This window comes from Salicibibacter kimchii, from assembly GCF_003336365.1.
Taxonomy (GTDB): domain Bacteria; phylum Bacillota; class Bacilli; order Bacillales; family Marinococcaceae; genus Salicibibacter; species Salicibibacter kimchii.
This window is the reverse complement of the sequence record NZ_CP031092.1, coordinates 1,404,651-1,430,236: the sequence shown is the minus strand read 5'-3', so window position 1 is coordinate 1,430,236 and position 25,586 is coordinate 1,404,651. Positions and strand designations below refer to the sequence as shown.

The 25,586-nt window shown below is 47.1% G+C and carries 22 protein-coding genes, 1 tRNA gene and 1 other annotated feature; of the genes, 20 read left to right on the top strand and 3 right to left on the bottom strand.

Annotated elements, in window-relative coordinates:
• Both sdhA and sdhB read left to right on the top strand, forming a co-directional pair.
• Positions 1-1,782, top strand: coding sequence for a succinate dehydrogenase flavoprotein subunit (gene sdhA / locus DT065_RS07175; RefSeq protein ID WP_114372065.1), 1,782 nt, complete (start codon positions 1-3; stop codon positions 1,780-1,782).
• Positions 1,779-2,537 carry a succinate dehydrogenase iron-sulfur subunit gene (gene sdhB / locus DT065_RS07170; protein ID WP_114372063.1) on the top strand — a complete coding sequence of 253 codons (759 nt, stop codon included), beginning with the start codon at positions 1,779-1,781 and terminating at the stop codon, positions 2,535-2,537. Before sdhA ends, sdhB begins: the two co-directional genes overlap by 4 nt.
• 481 nt (positions 2,538-3,018) lie before the next feature.
• On the opposite strand, the gene DT065_RS07165 is transcribed toward sdhB, so the two are convergent.
• A complete protein-coding gene (locus tag DT065_RS07165; RefSeq protein ID WP_114372061.1) occupies positions 3,019-3,243 on the bottom strand; it encodes a helix-turn-helix domain-containing protein in 225 nt (74 codons plus the stop codon).
• An 819-nt stretch (positions 3,244-4,062) separates the two neighbouring features.
• On the opposite strand from DT065_RS07165, the gene DT065_RS07160 reads away from it, so the two are divergent.
• The 8 genes from DT065_RS07160 to DT065_RS07125 all read left to right on the top strand — a co-directional run bounded on the left by DT065_RS07160 (position 4,063) and on the right by DT065_RS07125 (position 11,071).
• Complete coding sequence (locus DT065_RS07160; RefSeq protein ID WP_114372059.1) at positions 4,063-4,326, top strand: phosphocarrier protein HPr; 264 nt, start codon at positions 4,063-4,065, stop codon at positions 4,324-4,326.
• Positions 4,326-6,041 carry a phosphoenolpyruvate--protein phosphotransferase gene (ptsP, locus tag DT065_RS07155; RefSeq protein WP_114376140.1) on the top strand — a complete coding sequence of 572 codons (1,716 nt, stop codon included), beginning with the start codon at positions 4,326-4,328 and terminating at the stop codon, positions 6,039-6,041. The genes DT065_RS07160 and ptsP overlap by 1 nt, the downstream gene beginning before the upstream one ends.
• A 270-nt stretch (positions 6,042-6,311) precedes the next feature.
• Complete coding sequence (gene racE, locus DT065_RS07150; protein WP_114372057.1) at positions 6,312-7,115, top strand: glutamate racemase; 804 nt, start codon at positions 6,312-6,314, stop codon at positions 7,113-7,115.
• 101 nt (positions 7,116-7,216) lie between these two features.
• Positions 7,217-8,296 carry a GerMN domain-containing protein gene (locus tag DT065_RS07145; protein WP_114372055.1) on the top strand — a complete coding sequence of 360 codons (1,080 nt, stop codon included), beginning with the start codon at positions 7,217-7,219 and terminating at the stop codon, positions 8,294-8,296.
• 168 nt (positions 8,297-8,464) lie between these two features.
• A complete protein-coding gene (rph, locus tag DT065_RS07140) occupies positions 8,465-9,226 on the top strand; it encodes a ribonuclease PH (RefSeq protein WP_114372053.1) in 762 nt (253 codons plus the stop codon).
• A complete protein-coding gene (locus DT065_RS07135; RefSeq protein WP_114372051.1) occupies positions 9,223-9,816 on the top strand; it encodes an XTP/dITP diphosphatase in 594 nt (197 codons plus the stop codon). Before rph ends, DT065_RS07135 begins: the two co-directional genes overlap by 4 nt.
• Positions 9,817-10,417: 601 nt before the next feature.
• Positions 10,418-10,939, top strand: a complete 522-nt coding sequence (locus DT065_RS07130; RefSeq protein WP_114372049.1) for a metallophosphoesterase — start codon at positions 10,418-10,420, stop codon at positions 10,937-10,939.
• 55 nt (positions 10,940-10,994) lie between these two features.
• Positions 10,995-11,071: transfer RNA gene (locus DT065_RS07125), tRNA-Arg, on the top strand.
• Between the two features lie 234 nt (positions 11,072-11,305).
• On the opposite strand, the gene DT065_RS07115 is transcribed toward DT065_RS07125, so the two are convergent.
• On the bottom strand, positions 11,306-11,989 hold the full coding sequence (locus DT065_RS07115; RefSeq protein WP_114372045.1) for an adenine nucleotide alpha hydrolase family protein: 684 nt from the start codon (positions 11,987-11,989) through the stop codon (positions 11,306-11,308).
• Positions 11,990-12,169: 180 nt separating this feature from the next.
• Between DT065_RS07115 and DT065_RS07110 the strand changes: the two genes are divergently transcribed.
• Positions 12,170-12,751 carry a TetR/AcrR family transcriptional regulator gene (locus DT065_RS07110; protein WP_114372043.1) on the top strand — a complete coding sequence of 194 codons (582 nt, stop codon included), beginning with the start codon at positions 12,170-12,172 and terminating at the stop codon, positions 12,749-12,751.
• An 87-nt stretch (positions 12,752-12,838) separates the two neighbouring features.
• On the opposite strand, the gene gdhA is transcribed toward DT065_RS07110, so the two are convergent.
• The gene (gene gdhA / locus DT065_RS07105) at positions 12,839-14,218 is read right to left on the bottom strand and encodes an NADP-specific glutamate dehydrogenase (RefSeq protein WP_114372041.1); all 1,380 of its coding nucleotides are present in this window, start codon (positions 14,216-14,218) and stop codon (positions 12,839-12,841) included.
• Positions 14,219-14,578: 360 nt separating this feature from the next.
• On the opposite strand from gdhA, the gene ilvE reads away from it, so the two are divergent.
• The 9 genes from ilvE (at position 14,579) to DT065_RS07060 (ending at position 25,490) form a co-directional block, all read left to right on the top strand.
• Positions 14,579-15,484: a branched-chain-amino-acid transaminase gene (gene ilvE, locus DT065_RS07100; RefSeq protein ID WP_114372040.1), complete on the top strand. Its 906-nt coding sequence runs from the start codon at positions 14,579-14,581 to the stop codon at positions 15,482-15,484.
• Between the two features lie 73 nt (positions 15,485-15,557).
• Positions 15,558-15,817 (top strand) — a binding site (T-box leader).
• A gap of 126 nt (positions 15,818-15,943) precedes the next feature.
• A complete protein-coding gene (gene ilvB, locus DT065_RS07095) occupies positions 15,944-17,677 on the top strand; it encodes an acetolactate synthase large subunit (RefSeq protein ID WP_227002799.1) in 1,734 nt (577 codons plus the stop codon).
• Positions 17,674-18,192: an acetolactate synthase small subunit gene (ilvN, locus tag DT065_RS07090; RefSeq protein ID WP_114372036.1), complete on the top strand. Its 519-nt coding sequence runs from the start codon at positions 17,674-17,676 to the stop codon at positions 18,190-18,192. Before ilvB ends, ilvN begins: the two co-directional genes overlap by 4 nt.
• A gap of 27 nt (positions 18,193-18,219) precedes the next feature.
• A complete protein-coding gene (gene ilvC / locus DT065_RS07085; protein ID WP_114372034.1) occupies positions 18,220-19,242 on the top strand; it encodes a ketol-acid reductoisomerase in 1,023 nt (340 codons plus the stop codon).
• Positions 19,229-20,773 (top strand): 2-isopropylmalate synthase, encoded by a 1,545-nt coding sequence (locus DT065_RS07080; protein WP_227002755.1) that lies wholly within the window; start codon positions 19,229-19,231, stop codon positions 20,771-20,773. The genes ilvC and DT065_RS07080 overlap by 14 nt, the downstream gene beginning before the upstream one ends.
• 14 nt (positions 20,774-20,787) lie before the next feature.
• Complete coding sequence (gene leuB / locus DT065_RS07075) at positions 20,788-21,864, top strand: 3-isopropylmalate dehydrogenase (RefSeq protein ID WP_114372033.1); 1,077 nt, start codon at positions 20,788-20,790, stop codon at positions 21,862-21,864.
• Between the two features lie 14 nt (positions 21,865-21,878).
• A complete protein-coding gene (gene leuC, locus DT065_RS07070) occupies positions 21,879-23,294 on the top strand; it encodes a 3-isopropylmalate dehydratase large subunit (protein ID WP_114372031.1) in 1,416 nt (471 codons plus the stop codon).
• Positions 23,295-23,307: 13 nt separating this feature from the next.
• Positions 23,308-23,889 carry a 3-isopropylmalate dehydratase small subunit gene (gene leuD / locus DT065_RS07065; RefSeq protein WP_114372029.1) on the top strand — a complete coding sequence of 194 codons (582 nt, stop codon included), beginning with the start codon at positions 23,308-23,310 and terminating at the stop codon, positions 23,887-23,889.
• 182 nt (positions 23,890-24,071) lie between these two features.
• Positions 24,072-25,490: a sodium/glutamate symporter gene (locus DT065_RS07060; protein ID WP_227002754.1), complete on the top strand. Its 1,419-nt coding sequence runs from the start codon at positions 24,072-24,074 to the stop codon at positions 25,488-25,490.
• The last annotated feature ends 96 nt before the right edge of the window (positions 25,491-25,586 follow it).

Sequence of the window (25,586 nt, the reverse complement as noted above, 5' to 3'; positions counted from 1 at the left end):
ATGAGCAAAGAAAATATTATTGTTGTCGGAGGCGGTCTCGCCGGTTTGATGGCAACAATTAAAGCCGCGGAAGCGGGCATAAATGTAGATTTGTTCTCCATTGTACCGGTGAAACGATCGCATTCCGTGTGTGCCCAAGGAGGCATAAATGGAGCCGTAAATACGAAAGGGGAAGGCGATTCGCCTTGGGAACATTTTGACGATACGTTGTACGGGGGAGATTACCTTGCTAATCAGCCGCCTGTAAAAGCGATGACTGACGCGGCCCCAAGCATTATCCATCTGCTTGACCGCATGGGCGTCATGTTTAACCGCAGTCCGGAAGGTTTGTTGGACTTCCGTCGCTTTGGGGGTACGCAATATCACCGGACCGCCTACGCGGGCGCGACGACAGGTCAGCAATTGCTCTATGCATTGGATGAGCAAGTGCGCCGCCACGAAGTAAACGGGCTCGTGCAAAAATATGAGAACTGGGAGTTCACCTCCGCGGTGATCGATGATGATGGACGCTGCCGCGGCATCACCGCCCAAAATTTAACGTCCATGGAAACGCAAAGCTTTCGGGCAGATGCTGTGATCGTAGCTACGGGCGGCCCGGGGATAATCTTTGGCAAGTCCACAAACTCCATGATCAACACGGGTTTTGCAGCAGCCAAGTTGTATGAGCAGGGGGCTTATTACGCCAATGGCGAATTTATACAAATCCACCCGACGGCCATCCCCGGGGATGATAAATTGCGTCTCATGAGTGAATCGGCTCGCGGGGAAGGTGGACGTGTATGGACGTATAAAGATAATAAGCCATGGTACTTCCTGGAAGAAAAATACCCAGCTTATGGAAACTTGGTTCCTCGTGATATCGCGACACGCGAAATTTTCGATGTGTGCGTGGAGCAGAAACTGGGCATTAACGGCGAAAACATGGTTTATCTCGACCTATCTCACAAAGATGCCCGGGAGCTTGATGTGAAACTCGGCGGGATCATGGAAATCTATGAGAAATTTATGGGTGATGATCCTCGGAAAGTACCGATGAAAATTTTCCCTGCCGTGCATTACTCGATGGGCGGACTGTGGGTTGATTACGACCAAATGACGAATATCCCCGGATTGTTCGCGGCCGGTGAAGTGGATTTTTCCCAGCATGGCGCGAACCGACTAGGTGCAAATTCGTTGCTGTCTGCAATCTATGGCGGCATGGTTGCCGGCCCGAAAGCAGTCGAATATATTCAAGGGCTGGATAAATCAGCGGAAGACCTTTCCTCTTCCCTTTATGACGATGAGGTGAAAAAGGTCCATGAAGAATATGAAAGCATCCTTAAAAGCGATGGGAAAGAGAACGCGTATGATCTTCATAAAGAACTTGGGGAGTGGATGACCGATAACGTTACGGTCGTGCGAAATAATGAAAATCTCCTCAAGACCGACGACAAACTGCAAGAACTCCAAGAGCGGATGGGAGACCTCAATATGCATGATACCGCGCGTTGGAGCAATCAAGCCGCGCCATTTGCCCGCCAAATGAAAGGGATGTTGGACTTGGCCCGCGTCATTACAATGGGCGCATATCATCGAAATGAAAGCCGTGGTGCCCACTACAAACCGGAATACCCGGACCGTAATGACGAAGACTTTTTGAAGACAACAAAAGCCAAGTATGATCCTGCGAAAAAAGGACCGGCCATTGAATATGAAGATGTGGACACATCGTTGATCACCCCGAGAAAAAGAGACTACTCCAAGAATAAAACGACAGAGCAACAAGGAGCTGGAAAATCATGAGCGAGCAACAAACGATTCGCTTTGTCATTACTCGTCAAGACAGCCCGGATGACCAACCTTACAACGAAGAGTTTGAGCTTGAATATAAACCGAACATGAATGTGATCAGTGCGTTAATGGAGATTCGTCGTAATCCTGTCACCGTCGATGGGACTGAATCGAAGCCTGTCGTTTGGGACATGAATTGCTTGGAGGAAGTATGCGGTGCATGCTCGATGATTATCAATGGAAAACCCCAACAATCTTGTACAGCACTTGTTGATGATTTTGAGCAGCCCATTCGCCTGGAGCCGATGAAAACTTTTCCAGTTGTTCGGGATCTCATCGTGGACCGTAGCCGTATGTTCGACTCCTTAAAGAAAGTGAAAGCCTGGATTCCGATTGACGGCACTTATGACCTCGGCCCGGGGCCTCGAATTGCCGAAAACCGGCGCCAATGGGCATATGAATTATCCAAATGCATGACGTGCGGCGTTTGTCTGGAAGCCTGCCCAAATGTGAATAGCAACTCTGAATTCATTGGGCCCGCCGCTGTATCACAAGTCCGCCTCTTTAACGCTCACCCAACAGGTGAAATGAACGAACCGGACCGTTTGAATGCGTTGATGGGAGAAGGCGGCTTGCAAAACTGCGGCAATTCCCAAAACTGCGTGGAGTCTTGCCCGAAAGGCATTCCGCTCACGACATCAATTGCAGCGCTGAATCGAGATCAAACGTTGCAGGCGTTTAAAAACTTTTTCGGAGGCGGCCAATAAAGTGAAACTTCCATCAGAGGGGTTTTTCCTCTGATGGTTAGTTGAACCAATCGGGGTGTTAGCCGCCCGTTAATTTCCGCTTGCGAGGTTGAAGCGGGAGTTACGGGCGCTTACACCGGGATAAAGTGAAACTTCCATCAGGGGGGGGTCCTCTGATAAGGAAGTCGCTAAAACCGCCACGTCCTGTAGCAACACCGGTACTAGCACGTAGTGTGTATTGGACACTTAGGGTGTTAGCGCCCGTTTTTCCGGAAATTAGACATCGGAAGCCGGGAGTCGGAAAATCATTTCACGCTTTCTAAAAAGGACTTTACCGACCTCTGGCCACTGAAATCCAAATTCTGGAATCGCGGGTGCTTATCATCGGGGATAAAAAATACGGATGTCCCATTTTGGGGCATCCGTATTTTTAACACAGGGGATTTTGTTTTCCCCGAGGGAATATGAAAAAGCCCGGCCTTCCACCGAAAGCCGGTGCCCTTTAAATCTGGATTTCGCCAAGACGTATTAATTCGATAACTGCTTGTGAACGACCTTTCACACCTAATTTTTGCATGGCGTTTGAAATGTGGTTTCGGACTGTTTTTTCGCTAATGTAAAGCTGTCCGGCGATCTCCTTTGTTGTTTGGTCCTTGACAAGAAGGTCAAAGACTTCTTTTTCCCTTTTTGTCAAAAGGGAGCGCGGAGCACGTTCCAAGTCCTTCACTCTCGTGTCACCCTTTCTATCCAGGCCACCTTTAGTACGCTTTTTTTCATTTGGACATACGGAAGAAAGATTTTAGTCATCATATCGTATGTGCATAGAAGCCCGTCGGTGAGTATCAGGGAAAAAAGTGGCGGACGACTAGTGGGGTGTTTCAGAAATTCTTTCCCTGCTGGCGGATCTTGAAAAGGGTCTGAGTAATTGAGCAGATACGAACATTGGAGACGCATTCTATCATCGACACAAACGACGATACTAGATTGCAATCCTAAACATGTACGGCATCGGCATGGAAGGCGAGCGAAGAGGAGCGAGACTGCCGAAAGAAGGACATCATCGGCATGAAATGAGGCCACGAGGCGTGTGCGCAAGTCGAAGTATGCACGACATCGGCATGGAAAGAGGGCAACGAGGAGGGAATATGTCGAAGGGTAGGAAACATCGGCATAAAAAGAGAGCAACGTTGTGCTGGGAAGCCGAAGCAAGCACGCGAACGTACCAGACCTTTTATTCATTTGGTTCCTTTCCACTGTTTTTCCACGATTCAATCGTTGCTGTCTCGAAATCTCCTCGATGCCTTTTTTTGTTCTGTTCGCTTTTTGGATCAATTCCTCGTGAGACATACCAAAATGTTTGAAGGTTCAACGTTAACCTCAATCTTTAATCAATGATATTGGGCACGAGTGAAGGATGGTAAGATAAGAACCTGGAATCTCACCGTACCTTGTTTTATCGGTGCAACTATAATAAAATGTGGACATATACGTACGAGGAATGAAGCGCACGAGGAACGCCTTCGCGTAGACAAAGGAGTCGAAATAGATGAAGAAAAAAACATTTACCATTACTTCAGATACAGGATTGCATGCGCGCCCGGCTACAAACTTGGTGAATAAAGCCGGCCAGTTTGCTTCGGAAATTACCATTGAGTCTAACGGAAAGTCCGTAAACCTTAAATCGATTATGGGCGTCATGTCTCTAGGTGTAGGTAGAGGTGGTGAGGTGCTCGTGACCGTGGACGGGAACGACGAGGAAGAAGCAATGGAAGCCCTCACAAAAACGATCCAAGAAGGATTGGGAGAATGATGGCGGAACAACTAAAAGGGATAGCCGCGTCTAACGGCGTGGCTATTGCCTATGCATTCCTCCTCGAGCAACCGGCCCTGAACGTCCAAGAGAGAGCCGTATCAGACGTTAAACGGGAAATTTCGCGATTTCAAAAAGCGCAAAAGAAGGCAAAAAGAGAACTGGAAACCATTCGAAAAAAAGCGTTCGTTCAACAAGGCGAGGAAAATGCTGAAATTTTTTCCGCTCATATACTCGTACTGGAAGATCCCGAAGTGATCGATGCTGTCGAATCTAAAATAAAAGAGGACGGCGTCAATGCCTCGTTTGCCCTCCAAGAGGTTTCCACTATGTACATAAAAATGTTTGAAGACATGGGAAACACGTATATGCAGGCAAGAGTCACGGATATTAAAGACGTTTCCCAACGTTTGCTTTTGCATTTGGCAGAAGTGGAAAATACGAGCCTTTCCGCTATAGATGAAGAAACAATTGTTATCTCCCATGATTTAACACCGTCAGATATCGCGCAACTGGATCGGCAGTATACGCTCGGCTTTGTGACGAATATCGGAGGGAGAACATCCCATTCCGCGATCATGGCACGATCATTGGAAATTCCTGCGGTTGTGGGGACTGAAGCTATCACATCCATCGTAAAGAATGGCGATTTGATTATTGTAGACGGCACAAATGGAGAAGTTGTCATTAATCCGGATGAATCGACGTTGAACATATTTCGGGAACGGCAACGAGTGCTTTCGGCGGAAAACGCAAAGCAGAAGAGGTTGATCGGCCTCCCGTCTGTCACCGAAGATGGAGCTACTGTGGAACTGTCCGCCAATATCGGGGTGCCCGATGATATAAAAGGGGTGCTTGAAAACGACGCGGATGGAATTGGTTTATACCGCACAGAGTTTCTTTATATGGGGCGGAATCGTTTTCCGGAAGAGGAGGAACAGTTTGACGCCTATCGAACGGTTGTTGAACAAATGAACGGCGCCCCTGTCCTCATCCGTACGCTGGATGTCGGAGGGGACAAAAAACTCCCGTATCTTGATCTTCCTGAAGAGTTAAATCCCTTACTTGGATTTCGGGCTATTCGATTATGTCTGGAAAAAACAGATATGTTCCGCACCCAGTTGCGTGCATTGCTACGAGCAAGTCATTACGGAAATTTGAAAATTATGTTTCCGATGGTAGCGACATTGGAAGAATTGCGCGAGGCCAAAACACTAGTTGAAGAAGAAAAGAAACGATTAACCGATGAAGGGCATTCCATTGATGAACGGGTGTCCGTCGGCATCATGGTGGAAACCCCTTCTACTGCCGTTGCGGCTACTTCATTTGCAAAAGAAGTAGATTTTTTTAGCATCGGAACGAATGATTTGGTGCAATACACGTTGGCTGCCGACCGTACGAACGAGCGTGTGTCTCCTCTCTATCAGCCCTATCACCCTGCCGTTTTACAATTAATAAAAAATGTAATCGAAGCTTCTCACGCAGAAGGAAAATGGACAGGGATGTGCGGGGAAATGGCTGGTGAGGAGACGGCAATTCCGCTATTAGTAGGAATGGGTTTGGATGAATTCAGCATGAGTGCTGCCTCTATCTTACCGGCCCGAAGTCTTATACGAACGTTCCATTCAAAAGATGCACGGGCGTTGGCTGAACGCGCGTTGCTCTGTGGTACAGCAGATGAAGTGAAAGAAATGGTCCATTCGTACCCTAAATAGGCGTCAATAGCGGGAGGCTTTTTGACTGCATGATCAGATGCACGTCTTATTTACGAGAAGTTCACCACAACCACGGCCCTTGTGGAACGATTGGAATCCAATGGAATAGTACAATAGGAAAAAGACCAACATGATCGCAGAGTCGTTCACGTGCATATCTTGGATTACGGAAAAGATATTATTCGGGCAGTGATCCAAAAGCGGCAACCGTAACAGGCCTTGGCGTTTCTACATGCGGAAATGGAAAAGGATCATTAGGAGAGAAAAACATTGAATACACCCATCGGAATTATTGACTCAGGGATCGGGGGATTGACCGTAGCCAAGGAGATTTCCCGTCAACTACCGAAAGAGCCCATGATTTACATCGGAGATACTGCCCGCTGTCCATATGGGCCGAGATCGGCAGAAGAGGTTCGAATGTTCACCTGGCAAATGATTAACTACCTTTTAAACGAAAATATAAAAATGCTGGTAATTGCATGCAATACAGCCACAGCCGTCGTTCTTGACGAAGTGCAGAAACGACTTCCAATACCGGTTGTCGGTGTTGTGCAGCCAGGCGCATTGGCAGCCCTCAAAGTTACGAATACAAATGAAATTGCGGTGATCGGGACCGAGGGAACGGTAAATAGTAACGCTTACCCGCAGGCCATTGCTAGCATCCAAGGGGAAAAGGTTATCGTACATAGTCACGCTTGTCCGACGTTTGTCCCTCTCGTGGAGCAAGGGGGGGCCAGTGCCGACGAGGCACACGCGGTTGTTGTAGATACTTTACATCCGCTCCTCAAAAAATCTTTTGATACGTTGATCTTGGGATGCACCCATTATCCGTTGCTAGAACCGATCATTCAAAATGTTGTAGGAAATGAAGTTAAGGTTATTTCCTCCGGTTCAGAGACCGCACGTGAAGTAAGCACGATTCTTCAACATCAAGGGTTGAATCAGAAAGACGATCGAACACAAGAGCATGTATTTTTTACAACAGGATCGGTTCAGCAGTTTCAAACAATCGCGGCGCGATGGCTGGGGCTTGAGAAACAAATCGTTGATCACCTTATTTTGCCTGCCTAATATAGAAAGCTTTTCCTGACAATCTTCCCAGAAGGCTGGTCTATTTTTCTCTGTTGGCTCGTATACTTTGTATAGATAAGCTTTCTAAGGGAGGGAAACGCGTGCGAAAGTTTTTGAAGGGATCTTCTTTTCTCATGTTGACGGCGATGTTGGTGTACGGATGCAGTTCAGGAAGCGATGAAGGAGAACAAAACGAGGAAGCAAGTAGCGATGCACAGGAGGAAGAGACTTCAGAAATCGATACAAAGGAAGAAGATCCGGACGACGCGGAACCGGAGGAAGGGAAAGAGAATAAAGGATCTGAAGGCGAAGGAGTGGAAAGAGAGCTGTACTTGCTCGATGAAGATGGCCTTGTCGTTCCCAGGACATTTCAGTTTGACAATGATCCGGAAGTTCTCAAACAGTCCCTGGAACATCTTGTGGTAGAGGGGCCGATTACGAATCAACTGCCTAGCGGTCTCCAAGCGGTGCTTCCGCCGGAGACAGAAATCCAAGGCGTTGATTTATCAGAAGATGGCACAGCCATTGTCGACTTTTCCCCTGAGTTTGAGGAGTATCCCGAAGAGCATGAGGAGGCGCTATTACAAGCGGTCACGTGGACCTTGACGCAATTTGACGAGGTCGAACAAGTGGAAATTCAAATCAATGGTCATATACAAGAAACGCTTCCAAACGCAGACACTCCGGTTGGAGATGGCACAGCCGAAACGGTTGGCATTAATCTTGAAGGGAACGGTCCGGCGGATATAACGGCAAGCGGAGCAGCAACGGTTTATTTCATTAGCGTCAAAGAAGACGAGGAGTATTATGTTCCCGTTACAAGGCGCATCGATGGAGATGAAAATGAAGCCACGGCGGTTGTTGATGCTTTGCTCAATGGTCCGAGCCCGGAAACAGATTTAATTTCAGCACTACGACAAAATGTCGAACTGCTTGATGAGCCTGCATTGGAAGATGGCATTTTAACGGTAAACTTTAGCGAAGCATTGTTAGCTGAAAATGACGGGGAGGCGTTGTCAGAAGAAGCAATGGCCATGCTGACCCTTTCCTTGACAGGCATCGATGGTGTAGAAGAAGTGGATTACCATGTTGAAGGAGAAACCCAACTTGAACAAGTGGACGGCGAATCATTTGCGGAACCGGTTACCAGGCCCGCGCTGGTTAACCAAGGAGATGTCTAGGGGAAATGCAAAGCGGCTTAAAAAATGATATACTCTGAATGGAAAAGGTAGCATCGTCGCCAATGCTACCTTTTTCTGATGGATTCTATAGAGCGACGGATAAACGATACATAGGAATGGTAAGTATACATAAATAATGAAAGCAGGCGGCAGAGGAGGAAATAATAGATGCGCGTCGATGATAGAGAGACTAGGGAAGAATTGCGAGAAACGGTGATCGAAACGGATTATTTAAAGCACCCGGAAGGTTCGGTTTTCATCCGGGTCGGCGACACGAAGGTGATTTGTACAGCGAGTATCGAAAAGCGTGTACCGCCATTTTTGCGCGGGCAAGGAAAAGGCTGGGTGACGGCGGAATACGCCATGCTCCCGCGGGCGACGGAAGAACGCAATATCCGTGAATCTTCAAAAGGGAAAGTATCCGGACGAACGATGGAAATCCAACGGTTGATCGGCCGCGCGTTACGTTCCGTCATAGATCTTGAATCGTTTGGAGAGCGTACACTCTGGGTGGATTGTGACGTGATTCAAGCGGACGGGGGGACACGGACAGCCTCCATTACGGGAGCGTTTGTGGCGAGTGCCATGGCATTTTCACGTTTGGCACAAGAGGTGGACATAAAATCTTTTCCGATCGTCGATTACCTGGCCGCGATTTCCGTAGGTATTGATGAGCAAGGCGAAGCGTTGCTCGATTTATGCTATGAAGAAGACGCGGCGGCTGCCGTTGACTTTAACGTTGTCATGACAGGCTCCGGTCAATTTGTGGAAATCCAGGGGACCGGGGAAGAAGCCACATTTTCACGGGAACAATTGGATGAAATGCTTCGTTTGGCCGAAAAGGGCATCCAACAGCTGATTGGGATCCAAAAACAGGTATTGGAAGACGCAGGAACGACACTTCCTGAAACGAAAGAAGGAAAGGCATGAAAAACATTGTTTTGGCCACGAAAAACGAGGGAAAAAGAAAAGAATTAGAGGCACTGTTGGCAGGTGCGGCCACGGTGTATTCGTTGCGTGACTACCCTGACTGTCCGGAAATTGAGGAAACAGGGGAAACGTTCGTTGCAAATGCCCGCATCAAAGCCGACTTTGTAGCTGCATACACGGGCCTTCCTGCTCTTGCCGATGATTCCGGATTGGCGGTTGATGCACTTGATGGATCCCCCGGCGTATATTCGGCCCGATTTGCAGGTGAGGAAAAAAACGATGAAAAAAATAACGAAAAACTGCTTCGTTCTCTTGAAGGTGTGCCGCGGGAGAAGCGAACGGCCCGATTTATATGCGCCCTCGTATATAAGAACCCGAACGGTGAAGCGATCGAAGTAGAGGGGACATGTGACGGGGAAATAACGTCGGCACCAAAGGGCACGAATGGTTTCGGTTATGACCCGCTTATGTATCTCCCGCACATGCAAAAGACGTTAGCTGAACTTCCCTCAAAAGAAAAAAACAGCATCAGCCACCGCAGCAAAGCGTTACAAAAAATGAAAGCAGAATGGGGAGAGTTGGGGATGTAGCGTAATTTGTGTCTCGCGACAAAGAGGACAAGCGCGAAGGGTCTAAAGCTTTGGCGTACGAACCGATTATAGACTATATGAAGAGCCTCACACCCTCTTTTTAGAGAATATTTTACAATAAGAGGGTGAGTGAAGACAAAGTGCTGGATATGCGAGAGTTTTGCCCTCAAAATGGAGGATAAATGTTAACTCTGTTTTGAACAAAATTTTCCGGTGCGTAGCAGTAGTGCCGAACGGCTGAAATAAATGATCCCCAGCAGCTGTGACGCCAAATAATGTAGAAATGACTGATATTAGTCATCACCCGGTGGTTGTAAAGCCAAAAATAGAAGGTGCGTTTAATATTAGTCTCTGCGGAGAGGACGTCCGAAATAAATCCCCATTATGACACCACTAGAAGAAAGATTATCCCAATCAGAGGTGCCATGAACGAGTTATGACACCATTAAGAGCAAAAATATCCCCAACAGAGATGCCATGGGTGAGTCATGGAACCTCTGGAAGGTAAAATCATCAAGTGTGAGCAAAAAATTCAGCCATAATGCACTAGCGCACTGATCGATTCGCACGTAATTAGTCGAATAAAAGGAGGTGAGGACGGATGCAATGGCTTGTTGTCAGTGATACACATGGGGATCGCGAGGGTCTAAAAAAGCTTAGAGATCGCCATGAACAGCATGTTGAAGCAATGTTTCATTGTGGGGATTTCGAATTGGACAAGGGGGATCCGCTCCTGGAATCTTTTTATGTCGTGAGTGGAAATACGGATGCACCGGGGGAATTTCCTGAACAAGAGGTGCTTACCATCGACGGGATCAACGTTTGGCTCACCCATGGGCATCTATATCAAGTGAAAAGCACCAATCAACGTTTGCAACAAACAGCAATGGAGAAAGACGCCCGTCTCGTTTTCCATGGCCATTCCCATTACGCCGGGGCCTACGAAAAAGATGGCATTATTTATGTGAATCCCGGCAGTTTAACATTGCCAAAAAAACCAACGACACCGACCTACGCTCTCGTAACGGTTAGAAATGGGGAAGTAGAAGCGGTTCGTTTTCATGAAAAAGACAGCGGCAGTGAAATGAAAGAACTCTCTTTCACGAAGGCATGGCCAAAATAATAAATTGGCCATTGACTCTGCCCTTACAATTCGCTAGTATAGATAATGTCGTTATGTCCCAGTAGCTCAGCTGGATAGAGCAACAGCCTTCTAAGCTGTAGGCCGCAGGTTCGAGTCCTGCCTGGGACGCCATTAGGTTAATTTGAGTTAAGATAAAAAATTTCATAAATGCCCGTAAGCATTGATTTGTCGGTGTTTACGGGCATTTTACATTCAATGACGAAAACGATAGGATACGACATGTTTTGATTTTGTTTTTCACATTTTTTACACGAGCGCTCGGGGAACTCATTCGTGTTTTCAGAATATGAAGAAATGAGGAAGCGTTTTGAACTTCCCCATTTCTTCATACTAGATGCTTGCCGTTTATATCTCATCTAGCTTCACCTGTTTATTTACTAAAGTGGCAACGCTGTCCCGAACTTTATATGAATTGAAGAGTTTATCTTCCGTGAAAGAAAGAAATACTCCATAATCAAAATCGGTCGCAGATTCTTTAAAGAAAACACCTTCTACAACTGTGTTTTTCGTTTTTTGTTCTGTGAGATAATATTTGTCATTTTCCCCTATTGGTTCAAGAAACGCATAAATCCCCTTATTATAGGGCCATTTTTCATATGGAAAAGCATTATCTTGGGAGATAAAATGAAGCTCTATAAAAGACATACTCTTCATCAAATAGTTAGCCAAAGAACCATGGATCATTTCTTCCCATCGGCTCTCTGCCACATGTGCCAACACTAACTGCGTAAACCCCATCTTTCTTGTAAAATCCTCTAAGAAATTAAAAAACATAGTTACATTCCTAATTTCTTTAATCCTGAATTCACTAGCGCCTAAATCTTTACTGAGTTTTTTGCTTTCAGCAATCATAAGTTCTTTTTCTGGCTGATCAAAACCATCTCCATCAGACTCTACCATGAAAAGCACTTCAAAGGTACTGTTAAATGCTTTGGCTAGCTGTGCGCCTCGAAGTATTGTATTTGGACTGTACAAATCAAAATCCAGCAAAACAAGAATTTTTTCCTTGTTCAACAATGGAAGCAACATTTTTATCACCCTTTCAAAGGCTATCCCACTTAAGATACCCAATCCTTTACACGAGTAAAAAAAAAGGCTATAATTAACCCTAACAAACGATCGGTAGGCAAAGTATAACGTAACTTATTTTAGTTGTAAAGAAGCATATTGTACGGTTGATTAAATGAATGACAAAGAAGGGGAACATAAATGCATACGAAGGAGAAAATTCTAGAAGAGAGCTTGGAATTGTTCGCGATAAATGGGTATGAAGGAACGTCAATGACGAAAATTGCGGATAAGGTTGGGATTAAAAAATCATCCTTATACGCGCATTATAAAAGCAAAGAAGTGTTATTTGTAGAAGTGGCGAAGGAAATGGTGGATCAAAACGTTGAATTTGTCAGAAGATCACTTGATGAGCAAGCACCAGATGTAAAAACTGTGTTGTATAAATCATTTAAAACTCATATTCATGATATGGCAACAGATGATGCGAGCATCCAGTTTTATAATCGTTTTATGCAAAATCCACCAAATGGATTGGGAGGGGAGCTAACAGCTAGTGTGGAAAAAAGTGAGAAACAAGCACGGGGGCTTTTGGAGAATGTGATCGCCAAGGGACAGGCGTCAAAAGAAGTAACAGCAGACTTAGATGCCACAAGTATAGCACATATGTATTTTTGTTTAATTGAAGGGCTTGCGAACGAAACAACAGTTTATACGCTCGAAGAAGTAGAACGGCATGCTGAATCGGTTTGGGTGATTTTTTGGCGTGGGGTCAAGATATAGGCCGTTAGGTCACCAATTCCGGTTGATAAGGCCAAAAAATAGCCCCCGGTGTTTAAAACCAGGGGGTATTTATTGCATCGACGCTACCTACACAACTCCTTGGGCCATCATAGCGTCGGCGACTTTTAGGAAGCCGGCAATATTTGCGCCGATGACCAAGTTGCCGGCATAGCCATATGTTTCGGCAGCTTCCGAGCTGTTATCATAGATGTCTTTCATAATTTCTCGAAGCCTTCCGTCAACCTCTTCAAAAGACCAGGAAAACCCCATATTGTTTTGAGCCATTTCCAGCGACGAAACTGCTACACCGCCGGCATTTGCTGCCTTCGCTGGGGCAAAATGGACGTTGTTTTTCTTAAAAAGATTAATTGCTTCCAGAGTTGTTGGCATGTTCGCCCCTTCTCCGACAGCAATGACACCATTTTCAACCAATAGGTTGGCTGTCTCTTCATCGATCTCTTGTTGGGTGGCGCAAGGAAGCGCGACCGTACACGGCACCGACCAAACATCCGTGGGAGAATCGAAGTATTTCGCGTGCGGATGCTCAGCGGTGTAATCTTCGATCCGTGTTCTTTCCACTTCTTTCAGACGCTTGACCGTTTCAACGTCAATGCCTTTTTCATCATAAATGTACCCATCGGAATCACTGCAAGTAACAACCTTCGCCCCCAGTTCCTGCGCTTTTTCCATCGCGTAGATGGAAACGTTCCCCGAGCCGGAGACGGCGATGGTTTGATCTTGAAATTTAAGGCCCTGTTGTTTAAGCATTTCTTCGACGAAGTAGATAATCCCAAAGCCTGTTGCCTCTTTGCGAACGAGACTTCCGCCGTAGTTTAGCCCTTTTCCGGTGATCGTCCCTGCTTCAAACCGACCGTGCATTTTTTTATACTGGCCAAACATATAACCGATTTCCCTGGCTCCCACACCAATGTCACCGGCAGGTATATCAACGTTTGGACCGATGTATTGGCCGAGTTCGTGCATGAAGCTCTGCGAAAAACGCATAATTTCAGCATCGGATTTGCCTTTTGGATCAAAATCGGCTCCGCCTTTCCCTCCGCCGATCGGTTGCCCCGTTAGGGAGTTTTTGAAAATTTGTTCAAAACCAAGGAATTTAACGACACTTGGGTTAACGGACGGGTGGAAGCGGAGCCCGCCTTTATAAGGTCCAATCGCGCTGTTAAACTGGACGCGATAGCCACGGTTCACATGTACTTGTCCTTCGTCGTCTACCCAAGGAACACGGAAAGTGATCAGACGTTCCGGTTCAACGATGCGGTCAAGAATTCCATGCTCCATATATTCGGGATTTTGGGCAATGACCGTGACTAATGAGTCAAAAATTTCTTTTACAACTTGATGAAATTCCGTCTCGTCCGGATTTCGGCTGCACACCGTATCATAAACGCTATCCAGATATTCTTTTGCTATTTCTTTCGTATTTTTATGTGTTGTTTGTGTGACCAATGATTCTAGCCCCTTTCTTATTAGCCTTGACGTGCTTCTTGCAGAAGGAAGGTTGTACAAACGATCAAATGGAGGGCGAGCCAACCTAATATTTTTATATCTTATCACAAAAAAATTAAATTGTTTAGTCAACGCAAAAAAAAACTGATTGGCAGATCATTGGAGCATTAAAGTGAAGAGTAGCATGAATAAAGAAACAAAATATAAAAATGTTATATAATTTTTTAGAAAACGGTTGACCTTATCGATGAATCGGCGTAACATATAGGGTATACATTTTGTCGCTTGTGACGAAACATTTGGCCACTCGACGTGAACAAATGAGGGAAGTGAAGGAATACGAGGTGGTGATGAGAAGGTATGGAAGACGATCAATGGATTTTTTTAAGTGGCGAATTTGTCCAAAAAAACGAAGCCAAGATTTCCGTTTATGATCATGGTTTTCTATATGGGGACGGAGTATTTGAAGGCATTCGTGCCTATAACGGCAATATTTACAGACTCAACGAACATCTCGTTCGCCTCTATGAATCTGCAAAATCGATTATGCTTGACATTCCTTACGATTTCGAAAATATGAAAGAATTGATTGCGGAAACCGTCCGTAAAAACGGCTTAAGAGATGCGTACGTCAGAGTTGTTGTTTCGAGAGGCGTCGGCAATCTTGGTCTGGATCCGAAATCGTGCGGCACAGCTCAAGTCGTTGTCATCGCGGAAGAATTGGCGCTTTTTCCAAAAGAGCTGTATGAAACCGGGCTGGAAATTGTCAGCGTGGCGACGAGGCGCAACCGCCCGGATGTGTTGAGCCCGAAGGTGAAATCGCTCAATTATCTTAACAATATTCTCGTCAAAATGGAAGCCAACCTCGCGAATGTTCCCGAAGCGCTCATGATGAATAATGAAGGATATGTAGCCGAAGGTTCGGGAGACAACATTTTCCTCGTCAAAGATAAAGTGCTCTATACTCCGCCCGGTTACGTCGGTGCATTGGAGGGCATTACTCGGGAGGCGATTATCGAGATTGCCGAAGAGGAAGGTTATACGATTAAGGAAGAACCTTTTACACGCCATGATGTTTATGTTGCCGATGAAGTTTTTCTAACTGGAACGGCTGCCGAGGTGATCGCGGTCGTTAAAGTCGACGGACGCGTCATCAATGATGGGATGCCGGGGCCTGAAACGGCGTATATTACAAGGTGTTTCCGGGAAAAAGTGGCAACCGACGGAATGCAGATTTACGCACAAGAAGCAGAAATCGGCGGATAAAAGAAAAATAGCTATTGCATTTATAAAAAAGCACGGTAAAATAAAGGCTAAAACCAATAAAATAATAACACGTAATAACACGTTGATGAGGCTAAGTAATCGGGAAATCGGCATTTTACAGAGAACCGCGTGAGCTGAGAAGCGGAGGTGCCCTTTCTGATGAACTCTCCTCGGAGTGCTGGAATGAACGGATGGATGATTAGTTCCAGCCGGTCCGGAGCCATTATCTCTTTCGGATCGTTAGGCAAAAGGCGCACATGTTGCGTCGAGTGTCCGCACAAAGGAATCGTGCGGAAAAAAGGGTGGTACCGCGGAAACCTTTTCGCCCCTTTGGCATCATCGCCAATGGGACGGAAAGGTTTTTTTATTTATTAACAAATTCCGTCAAAAGCTTAGATCTTTGAGAAAAGGAGCAGAGTGCCAATGGCAGAGAACCAACGCGATGAAGGAGGAACAGAGATGGGCACAAGCGTGAGAACACAGGCAGCGAAAACTGCCAATGAAGAGCAGCAAACAAAAAAATTGAATGGAAGTCAGATTGTACTGCGTGCTTTGGCGGAGGAAAATGTAGATATCATCTTTGGGTATCCGGGCGGAGCCATCTTGCCTACGTACGATGAAATTTACAAAATGGGGATCCACCACATTCTTGCCCGCCATGAACAAGGGGCGATTCATGCCGCGGAAGGATATGCACGTGTTTCCGGTAAACCGGGCGTTTGTGTTGTTACTTCCGGACCTGGGGCAACAAACGTGGTCACCGGGATCGCGGATGCCATGATCGACTCGTTGCCGATGATCGTGATCACGGGACAGGTGGCAACAAACGTGATCGGAACGGACGCCTTTCAAGAAGCAGACGTGGTAGGGGTAACGATGCCGATCACAAAGCATAACATCCAGTTGCGCGATGTGAACGATATCCCGCGTGTCATGAAAGAAGCGTTTCATATTGCAACGACGGGAAGGCCGGGGCCGGTATTAATCGATCTTCCGAAAGATGTCTCTACGGCTATCGGAGAATTTAAATATCCGGAACGCGTGCATATGCCCGGGTATCAGCCAACGGTGCATCCGAATCGCCTGCAAATCAAGAAGGTTGCGAGTGCCGTGCAGCAAGCAAAAAAACCGGTAATTCTTGCCGGGGCCGGAATTCTCCACGCGGATGGAGCGGATGAACTGTTCGAATACGCGACACAACAGCAGATTCCGGTAACCAATACATTGTTGGGGCTAGGATCATTCCCCGGAAATCATCCGCTATTTCTGGGTATGGCGGGCATGCATGGACTATATGCCGCCAATATGGCGCTCCATGAATGCGACTTGCTCATCAATGTCGGCGCTCGTTTTGATGACCGCCTTACCGGGAGTTTAAATCACTTCGCACCGGAGGCCGAGGTTGTTCACATTGACGTTGATCCGGCGGAAATTGGTAAAAATGTAGAAACCGATATTCCGGTTGTTGGCGATGCGAAGGAAGCGTTAAAACGTTTACTGGCACTCGACAAAGCCCCTGCTCCCTATGATGAATGGCATAAGCATCTCCGGGGTTACAGCGATGAATACCCACTCTGGTATAACGATGACGGAAAAACGTTAAAGCCACAGGCGCTCCTTGACATGATTTATAAGGAAACAAACGGCGAAGCGATCGTTACTACCGATGTAGGACAGCATCAGATGTGGGCAGCCCAGTATTACCGTTTCGCAAAACCCCATCGGTGGGTGACTTCCGGCGGATTGGGAACCATGGGTTTCGGCTTTCCCGCTGCCATTGGTGCGCAGTTTGCGGAGCCGAATTTGGACGTGGTCGCTGTCATCGGGGACGCCGGTTTTCAAATGACGATGCAGGAAATGTCGATTTTACAAGAATTAAACATGCCGGTGAAAATCGTCATCGTAAACAACGCGTCATTGGGCATGGTTCGTCAATGGCAAGAGCTGTTCTACGAGGAGCGTTATTCCCACTCGTTATTCCCTATCCAGCCGGATTTCCTGAAGCTTGCCGAGGCGTATAACATCAAAGCTTACAAAGTCGAAAACCCATCAGACGCCCGCGAAACGTTCAAAAAGGGTCTAAAAGAAGATGGACCGGTTCTTTTTGATTTTCGGGTAACGGCTGATGAGAATTGTTATCCAATGATTGCTCCCGGCAAAGGACACCACGAAATGGAGGGGATCCGTCCGTGAAACGAACCATATCGGCCACTGTCAACAATTCGTCGGGTGTACTAAACCGTATTACCGGCTTGTTTTCCCGGCGACAATTCAACATTGAAAGCATTACCGTCGGCATGACCGAAAACCCGGAGGTTTCAAGAATGACGTTCGTCGTTAACGTCGATAGCCAGCGAGGGCTTGATCAAGTGATTAAACAGCTCAATAAACAAGTGGATGTCTTAAAAGTCCGGGACATTTCGGAAGAAAATATTGTCGCGCGTGAGCTCGCGCTCATCAAGGTTGTTGCCAACCCGCAGACGCGCGGCGAAATTGAAACGCTCGCTCGACCCTTTCGCGCGTCCATCATCGATGTGGGGCGCGAGAGCATGACGCTGCAAGTGACCGGCGATCATCAAAAAGTGGAAGCTTTCATTGATTTAATCAAGCCATACGGACTGAAAGAGTTGGCGAGAACAGGCACAACCGCTTTAAAAAGAAGCTCGAAAATCCATTCGCAAGATCTGCATTATTCATTTATCCAATAATTAAAGTAATAAGGGAGAGATTTAAAAATGGTAGAAGTATATTACAACAACGATATAAATGAAGGCGTACTACAGGGAAAAACGATCGCGGTCATCGGTTTTGGTTCTCAAGGCCACGCTCATGCACTCAATTTAAAAGAAAGCGGCGTCGATGTGATTGTTGGACTTCGAAGAGGGAACTCTTGGGAAAAAGCGGAGCAGGAAGGTTTCAACGTGTATGAAGTGGATGAAGCAACAGAAAAGGCCGACGTGCTCATGCTCGCCCTTCCCGACGAATCGCAGCCGGCCATCTATGAAAATCAAATCAAACCTAACTTAACAAGCGGGAAAACATTGGCTTTCGCCCATGGATTTAACATTCATTTTAGCCAAATCCAACCGCCGTCCGATGTGAACGTGATCATGATTGCACCGAAAGGCCCGGGCCATATCGTCCGGCGTACGTATGAATCCGGCGCAGGCGTGCCGGCGCTTTACGCGATTGAGCAAGACCCTCATGGGGATGCGAAAACCCTCGCCCTTGCGTATGCGAAGCAAATCGGTGCCGGCCGGGCCGGGATTATTGCCACTACCTTCCGGGAAGAAACGGAAACGGATCTCTTCGGGGAGCAGGCCGTGCTTTGCGGGGGAACAACCGAACTAATTAAAGCCGGATTTGAAACGCTCGTCGAAGCAGGCTATCAACCGGAGGTTGCCTATTTTGAATGTCTGCACGAGATGAAGTTGATTGTCGATCTCATGTACGAAGGCGGGCTTGAGTATATGAGATATTCCATTTCAGACACGGCGCAATGGGGCGATTTCCAGTCAGGAAAACGAATCATTACCGAAGATACGAAACAAGAAATGCGTGAAATATTGAAAGATATTCAAACAGGAAAATTTGCGAAAGGTTGGATTTTGGAAAATCAAGCCAATCGCCCTGAGTTTAACGCCATTAATCAACGTGAACTTGAACATGAAATTACAGCTGTCGGTCAGAAATTGCGTGAAATGATGCCGTTTGTCAAAGGAGATCAAAAAGGAGTGGTTTCGCGTGCGGAGAATTGAGTTTTTTGATACGACGTTACGGGATGGGGAACAGCAACCGGGGCTTAATCTCAATCGGGAAGAAAAGCTGAAGATTGCCAAACAGCTAGACCGTCTCGGCGTTGACATCATTGAGGCCGGTTTCCCGGCCTCCAATGAGGGAGACTTTTATTCTGTGCAGCAAATTGCAAGAGCGGTCAAGAACAGTTCAGTGACGGGTTTGTCCCGAGTCGTCAAAAGTGATATTGATTCGGCGTGGGAAGCGTTAAAAGACTCTCCTGTTCCGCGCATTCACCTTGTTATCGCCACTTCCGATGTGCATATTAAATACAAATTACTGTCGACACAGGAGCAAGTGATTAAAGATTCGGTTGAGGCCGTCCGTTATGCGAAGGAACGTTTTTCGGTCGTGCAATGGTCAGCGGAGGATGCTTGTCGGACGGATTGGGATTTCCTGACGAAAATCATGGAAGAAGTCATTAAAGCCGGTGTGGATGTGATCAACCTTCCTGATACGGTCGGCTATACCACGCCCCAGGAAATTAGAGCAATGTTCCAACATCTGAAAGAAAATGTGAAAGGCGCGAAGGATATCACGCTCTCTACCCACTGCCATGATGATTTAGGGATGGCCGTCGCCAATTCTCTTGCGGCTATTGAAGGGGGCGCCGATCAAGTGGAATGTACCATTAACGGGATCGGTGAACGTGCCGGCAATGCTTCCCTCGAAGAGATTGCGGTTGCCCTTCACATTCGCCGGGATCACTACGATGCCGAGCAAAGCCTCGACCTTCAGGAGATCAAGCGCACGAGCAGTCTTGTCAGCAAATTGACCGGTAATGTCGTTCCCGGCAATAAAGCGGTCGTCGGCAGCAATGCATTTGCCCACGAATCCGGTATCCATCAAGATGGCGTACTGAAAGAAAGCAGCACGTATGAAATTATCACCCCGGAACTTGTCGGGGTAGATGCCAATAAGTTGGTGCTCGGCAAATTATCCGGGAAGCACGCCTTTAAAAACAAAGTATTGGAACTTGGTTTTGATCCGCCGGAAGACGAACTAAAACGTGTGTTTAAAGCCTTTAAACAACTGGCAAATAAAAAGAAAGATATCTCTGATGATGATATTTTCGCGTTGCTGGTAGCCGATAAAAACGAAGAGGAAACCAAAGCATATGAACTGCTCTCGTTGCAGGTGAACGTGGGGACCCATAACATCCCAACGGCGACCATTACCATGAAGCTGCCCGATGGGGGAGAAACGCAAGAAGCCGCCACCGGTTCAGGTAGTGTGGAAGCCGTTTACAATACACTTGAGCGCATCGTGGGCGCCCCCATCCAATTGGATGATTATCGTATTCAATCAGTGAGCAGCGGCGAAGATGCACTCGCGGAAGTTGTCGTTCATGTCACGTATAGGGAGCAATCGTCGATCGGACGCGGAACCGCCCATGATGTGCTGGAAGCTTCCGCTTATGCTTATGTGAATGCCATTAATCGTATCCTGGCAGCCGCGCCGGACGAAGTGCCGGAACCTTCGATTCATTCGTAATGAAGGAGACTACTATGACAAAAAAAACAATTGCGGTACTCCCCGGAGACGGGATCGGCCCCGAAGTCACAACAGCAGCAATCAACGTATTGGAAACAATCGCCGATAAATACGATCATCATTTTACGTTTCAACAAGGATGGATCGGCGGGAGTGCCATTGATGAAAAAGGAGACCCGCTCCCGCGGGAGACGAAAGAGATGAGCGCTGAAAGCGACGGGATATTGCTAGGCGCCGTTGGCGGCCCGAAGTGGGACCGCCTGCCGGGTGCCGAACGCCCGGAAAAAGGGTTATTGGAGATTAGAAAATCGCTTGATTTATATGCTAATTTGCGCCCGGTTAAAGCTTACGCTTCTCTGATCGAATCCTCTCCATTAAAAGAAGCGATTGTCGCTAATGTAGATTTTTTGATTGTGAGAGAATTGACCGGCGGTCTCTACTTTGGAGAGCCGAAAAAGCGTGAAGATATCCGGGGAGAAACACAGGCCATCGACACCCTTCTATATAAAGCGTCGGAAATCAAGCGCATCGCCGAGCGGGCGTTTCAAGCTGCCCAATTGCGAAACGGCAAAGTTGTATCCGTTGATAAGGCAAATGTGCTGGAATCAAGTCGATTATGGCGGGAAACGGTAGATGATGTCCACGCTTCGTATCCTGACGTTGAGCTCGAGCATATGCTCGTGGATAATGCGGCGATGCAGCTGATCGCACAACCGGCAGCGTTTGATGTGATGGTGACTGAAAATACATTCGGGGATATTCTTAGCGATGAAGCCTCAATGTTGACCGGTTCCCTTGGATTGCTGCCATCTGCAAGTTTGGGATCGACTGGGGTCGGCCTCTATGAGCCGGTCCACGGTTCTGCGCCGGATATCGCCGGTGAAAACCGTGCCAACCCACTTGCGGCCATATCATCGGCAGCAATGATGGTGAAATATGGATTTAAAATGGAAAAGGAAGCGGAGAAGATCGAAACAGCGGTCGAAAAAGTATTGGCAGATGGCTATCGCACGGCAGATATTGCGCCTAAGATGGAGGAAGCGGTAACCACGACGGAAATGACCGATGCTGTCATAAAAGCACTTGAATAAGAGGAGGGGGAAGCGTGAAAGGGAAAACAATTATTGAAAAAATCTGGGATCGCCACAGGGTTTATCAAGAAGAAGGGAAACCGGATTTATTGTATATTGACCTCCACTTAGTGCATGAAGTAACGTCGCCGCAAGCATTTGAAGGGTTGCGGCTGGCAGGTCGAAACGTGCGACGCCCCGATTTGACGTACGCGACGATGGATCATAACATCCCGACGGATGATCGGCAATCCATCACTGATAAAATTGCCAAAAAACAAATCGATGTCCTTAGGGACAATTGCAAGGAATTCGGGGTCGAATTGGCTGGTCTGGATAGCCCGCATAACGGCATCGTCCACATTATAGGTCCTGAGCTTGGGCTGACACAACCCGGGAAAACGATTGTATGCGGAGATAGCCATACGTCGACGCACGGGGCATTCGGTGCGTTGGCATTCGGGATCGGCACAAGCGAAGTCGAACACGTTTTGGCGGCCCAAAGCTTATGGCAAAACCGTCCTAAAACGATGGAGGTACGCATCGATGGCCGTTTGTCGTCCGGCGTCAGTGCAAAAGATATCATTCTTGCTTTAATCGCTAAATACGGGGTAAATTTCGGAAGCGGGCACATTGTCGAATACCGCGGAGAGGCGATTCGAGGGTTGACGATGGAAGAGCGAATGACCATATGCAACATGTCCATTGAAGGCGGTGCCCGTGCAGGGTTAATCAGCCCGGATCAAGTGACGTTTGATTATTTGGAAGGGCGCCCGAACGTAGAAAAGGGAGCTGCCTACGAGAAACAAGTGGAAGAATGGAAACAATTGGCGACAGATGACGATGCCACCTTTGACAGCACGTTAGTATTGGATGCCTCCGATGTAAAACCTATGATTACTTGGGGGACCAATCCCGGCCAGGGCGTATCCATTGACGGCGAAGTGCCTGCTCCTGAAGATGGTGAAACAGACGCGGATCAAAGAGCGATTAACCAGTCCTTGGATTATATGGGACTTACCCCGGGGACAAAAATGACCGATATTCCGATTCAACACGTATTCCTCGGGTCATGCACGAATGCGAGAATCAGTGACTTGCGTGAAGCAGCCAAGTATTTAAAAGGAAAGAAAGTCGCTCCGGGGGTCCGCGCCCTCGTTGTTCCTGGCTCCATGAAAGTGAAGCGTCAGGCCGAAGATGAAGGGTTGGCCGATGTGTTTATCGACGCCGGCTTCGAGTGGAGAGGCGCGGGGTGCAGCATGTGTTTAGGCATGAATCCGGACCAAGTGCCTGAAGGGGAGCGATGTGCATCTACCTCGAATCGAAATTTTGAAGGCCGTCAAGGGAAAGGGGCACGTACGCATTTGATGAGCCCAATTATGGCAGCTGCCGCTGCTGTGCACGGACGATTTATCGACGTTCGTGAACTTGACGCCACGGCACAAGTGTGAGGAGGGGAGAAATATGGAAACATTTCGTGAACATGAGGGGAGTGCCGCCTCGCTACCCTATGTCAATGTAGACACGGACCAAATCATCCCAAAGCAATTTTTAAAGAGAGTAGAACGCACTGGTTTCGGCCAATTTCTCTTTTTTAATTGGCGTTATTTGGACGATGATAGTGAAAATCCGGAATTTCCGTTAAACCGTCCCCATATGAAGGGCGCATCGATTTTATTGAGTAACCATAATTTTGGTTGCGGATCTTCCCGCGAACACGCGGCCTGGGCGTTGAAGGATTATGGATTCAAAGTCATTATCGCCCCGAGTTTTGGAGATATTTTTTATAACAATAGCATCAAGAATGGGTTGCTTCCCGTACGCCTGCCGGAGGAAACCGTGCAAGCCTGGATGGAAAAAGGCAAAGACGATCCGCTTGAATTAAAGGTTCATCTGGAAGCACAAACAGTGGAAGACGAGAACGGGATGATTCACCCATTTGAGATCGATCCTTATTGGAAAAATATGCTCGTCTATGGCTTGGATGAAATCGGAGTGACCCTTCAATACGAAGACTATATCCGTAAATATGAAAATGCGACATAAAGCAAAATACGCCTGTAAATGGGCGTATTTTTTCTGTCCACGGAAGAGAACCAAAAGGTGGAACCGTAAAACGAGAGCAATGTTGAATGCAGTAATATGAAAAACCTTCTTTCTGACTTGTTACACTTGGCATTAAACGATAAAATAAGATGTCAAATAAGGTAGAAAAGAAGGTGAGATCATTGTCGTTTGATGCAATAGCGTTTGCGCTCGTGATTATAAGTGTTATATTACTTATAGGAAAATGGATTCGACTTAAAGTTCCGTTATTTCAAAAGTTATTTCTGCCAAGCTCGATCATTGGCGGTTTTTTTGCGCTTCTCTTGGGACCTGAGGTTCTAGGGAGAATGGTAGAAGCCACGACAGGCGATGAGGCAATGGCTTTCGGAATTTTTACGGAGGATATGTATGATGTCTGGGCCGAGTTACCTGGCTTACTCATCAACGTCGTATTTGCTTGTCTGTTTATCGGTTTTGCGATTCCGAGATTGCAGGAAGTATGGCGGACAGGGGGGCCGCAAGTGGCACTCGGTTACACGATCTCTTGGGCCCAATATGTGGTCGGAATTTTATTGGCGATCACCGTACTTACACCAATCTTTAATTTAGATCCGGCGGTTGGTGCCCTCATCGAGATTAGTTTTGTAGGCGGACATGGGACGGCAGCCGGTTTAGGCGACACATTTGAAGCGATCGGATTTCCGGAAGGACAGGATCTCGCTCTAGGGCTGGCCACAATCGGAATTTTAAGCGGTGTGATCATCGGGATTATTTTTATTAACTGGGCAGCCAGAAAAGGAATAACGAACACGTTAGCGCATCCCAAGGACCTTTCTACAGATCAGAAAACGGGGATTGTTCAAAAAGAAAACCGTGAGTCTGCCGGCGAATTGACAACTTCACCGATCTCTATTGAACCGCTGGCTTTCCACGCGGGACTTGTCGGTTTGGCGATCTTTATCGGGTACCTTATATTGGAATTTTTTGTTTGGTTGGAAGATATGACATGGGGCAGTGCCTATGATCTGTACTTGTTTGAATATGTCCCATTGTTTCCGATTGCGATGATTGGTGGAATTATCATCCAGATTGTGATAGCCAAAACCGATCGGTCAGAGGTCGTGGACAGGCCGACCATTAGTCGCATTCAAGGTTTTGCACTCGATATATTAATCGTAAGCGCGATGGCGACGTTAAGCCTTCAAGTCATTGGGGACAATATCGTACCATTTGTTCTCCTTGCTGTAGCCGGGATTGTGCTTAACGTCGTTATGTTCATGTTCTTGGCACCACGTATGATCCCCAGCTATTGGTTTGAAAGAGGCATGGGCGACCTTGGCCAATCCACAGGTGTGGCGGCAACCGGGATTATGCTGATGCAGATTGTTGATCCCGAAAACCGGACTCCGGCGTTACAGGCTTTCGGTTATAAGCAAATTTTGTTTGAGCCGATGGTCGGCGGTGGCTTGTTTACCGCAGCCTCGATTCCGTTTATTGTTCAGTTTGGGCCGGTTCCCGTGTTAATTGCAGTCACCATCTTGATGATTGCTTTCTGGTTACTAGGCGTCTTGTACTTTGGGAAAAACAAAGCAGAACGTTAGAAAGGCTTGACCCTCCGCATGGATGGCGAACGTCAAAGTACGATAGGGAAAGCATATGATAGGGCATTAGCATCTTCGCCCCGAAATTAGGTGAAA

What these genes read in the sequence shown, in the direction of transcription:
- ilvC (WP_114372034.1), top strand. Translation starts at nt 18,220, where the DNA reads ATGGTAGAAGTATATTACAACAACGATATAAATGAAGGCGTACTACAG.
- DT065_RS07115 (WP_114372045.1), bottom strand. Translation starts at nt 11,989, where the DNA reads ATGTTGCTTCCATTGTTGAACAAGGAAAAAATTCTTGTTTTGCTGGAT.
- sdhA (WP_114372065.1), top strand. Translation starts at nt 1, where the DNA reads ATGAGCAAAGAAAATATTATTGTTGTCGGAGGCGGTCTCGCCGGTTTG.
- DT065_RS07110 (WP_114372043.1), top strand. Translation starts at nt 12,170, where the DNA reads ATGCATACGAAGGAGAAAATTCTAGAAGAGAGCTTGGAATTGTTCGCG.
- DT065_RS07130 (WP_114372049.1), top strand. Translation starts at nt 10,418, where the DNA reads ATGCAATGGCTTGTTGTCAGTGATACACATGGGGATCGCGAGGGTCTA.
- ilvB (WP_227002799.1), top strand. Translation starts at nt 15,944, where the DNA reads ATGGGCACAAGCGTGAGAACACAGGCAGCGAAAACTGCCAATGAAGAG.
- ilvE (WP_114372040.1), top strand. Translation starts at nt 14,579, where the DNA reads ATGGAAGACGATCAATGGATTTTTTTAAGTGGCGAATTTGTCCAAAAA.
- sdhB (WP_114372063.1), top strand. Translation starts at nt 1,779, where the DNA reads ATGAGCGAGCAACAAACGATTCGCTTTGTCATTACTCGTCAAGACAGC.
- DT065_RS07160 (WP_114372059.1), top strand. Translation starts at nt 4,063, where the DNA reads ATGAAGAAAAAAACATTTACCATTACTTCAGATACAGGATTGCATGCG.
- DT065_RS07135 (WP_114372051.1), top strand. Translation starts at nt 9,223, where the DNA reads ATGAAAAACATTGTTTTGGCCACGAAAAACGAGGGAAAAAGAAAAGAA.
- ptsP (WP_114376140.1), top strand. Translation starts at nt 4,326, where the DNA reads ATGGCGGAACAACTAAAAGGGATAGCCGCGTCTAACGGCGTGGCTATT.
- rph (WP_114372053.1), top strand. Translation starts at nt 8,465, where the DNA reads ATGCGCGTCGATGATAGAGAGACTAGGGAAGAATTGCGAGAAACGGTG.
- leuB (WP_114372033.1), top strand. Translation starts at nt 20,788, where the DNA reads ATGACAAAAAAAACAATTGCGGTACTCCCCGGAGACGGGATCGGCCCC.
- leuD (WP_114372029.1), top strand. Translation starts at nt 23,308, where the DNA reads ATGGAAACATTTCGTGAACATGAGGGGAGTGCCGCCTCGCTACCCTAT.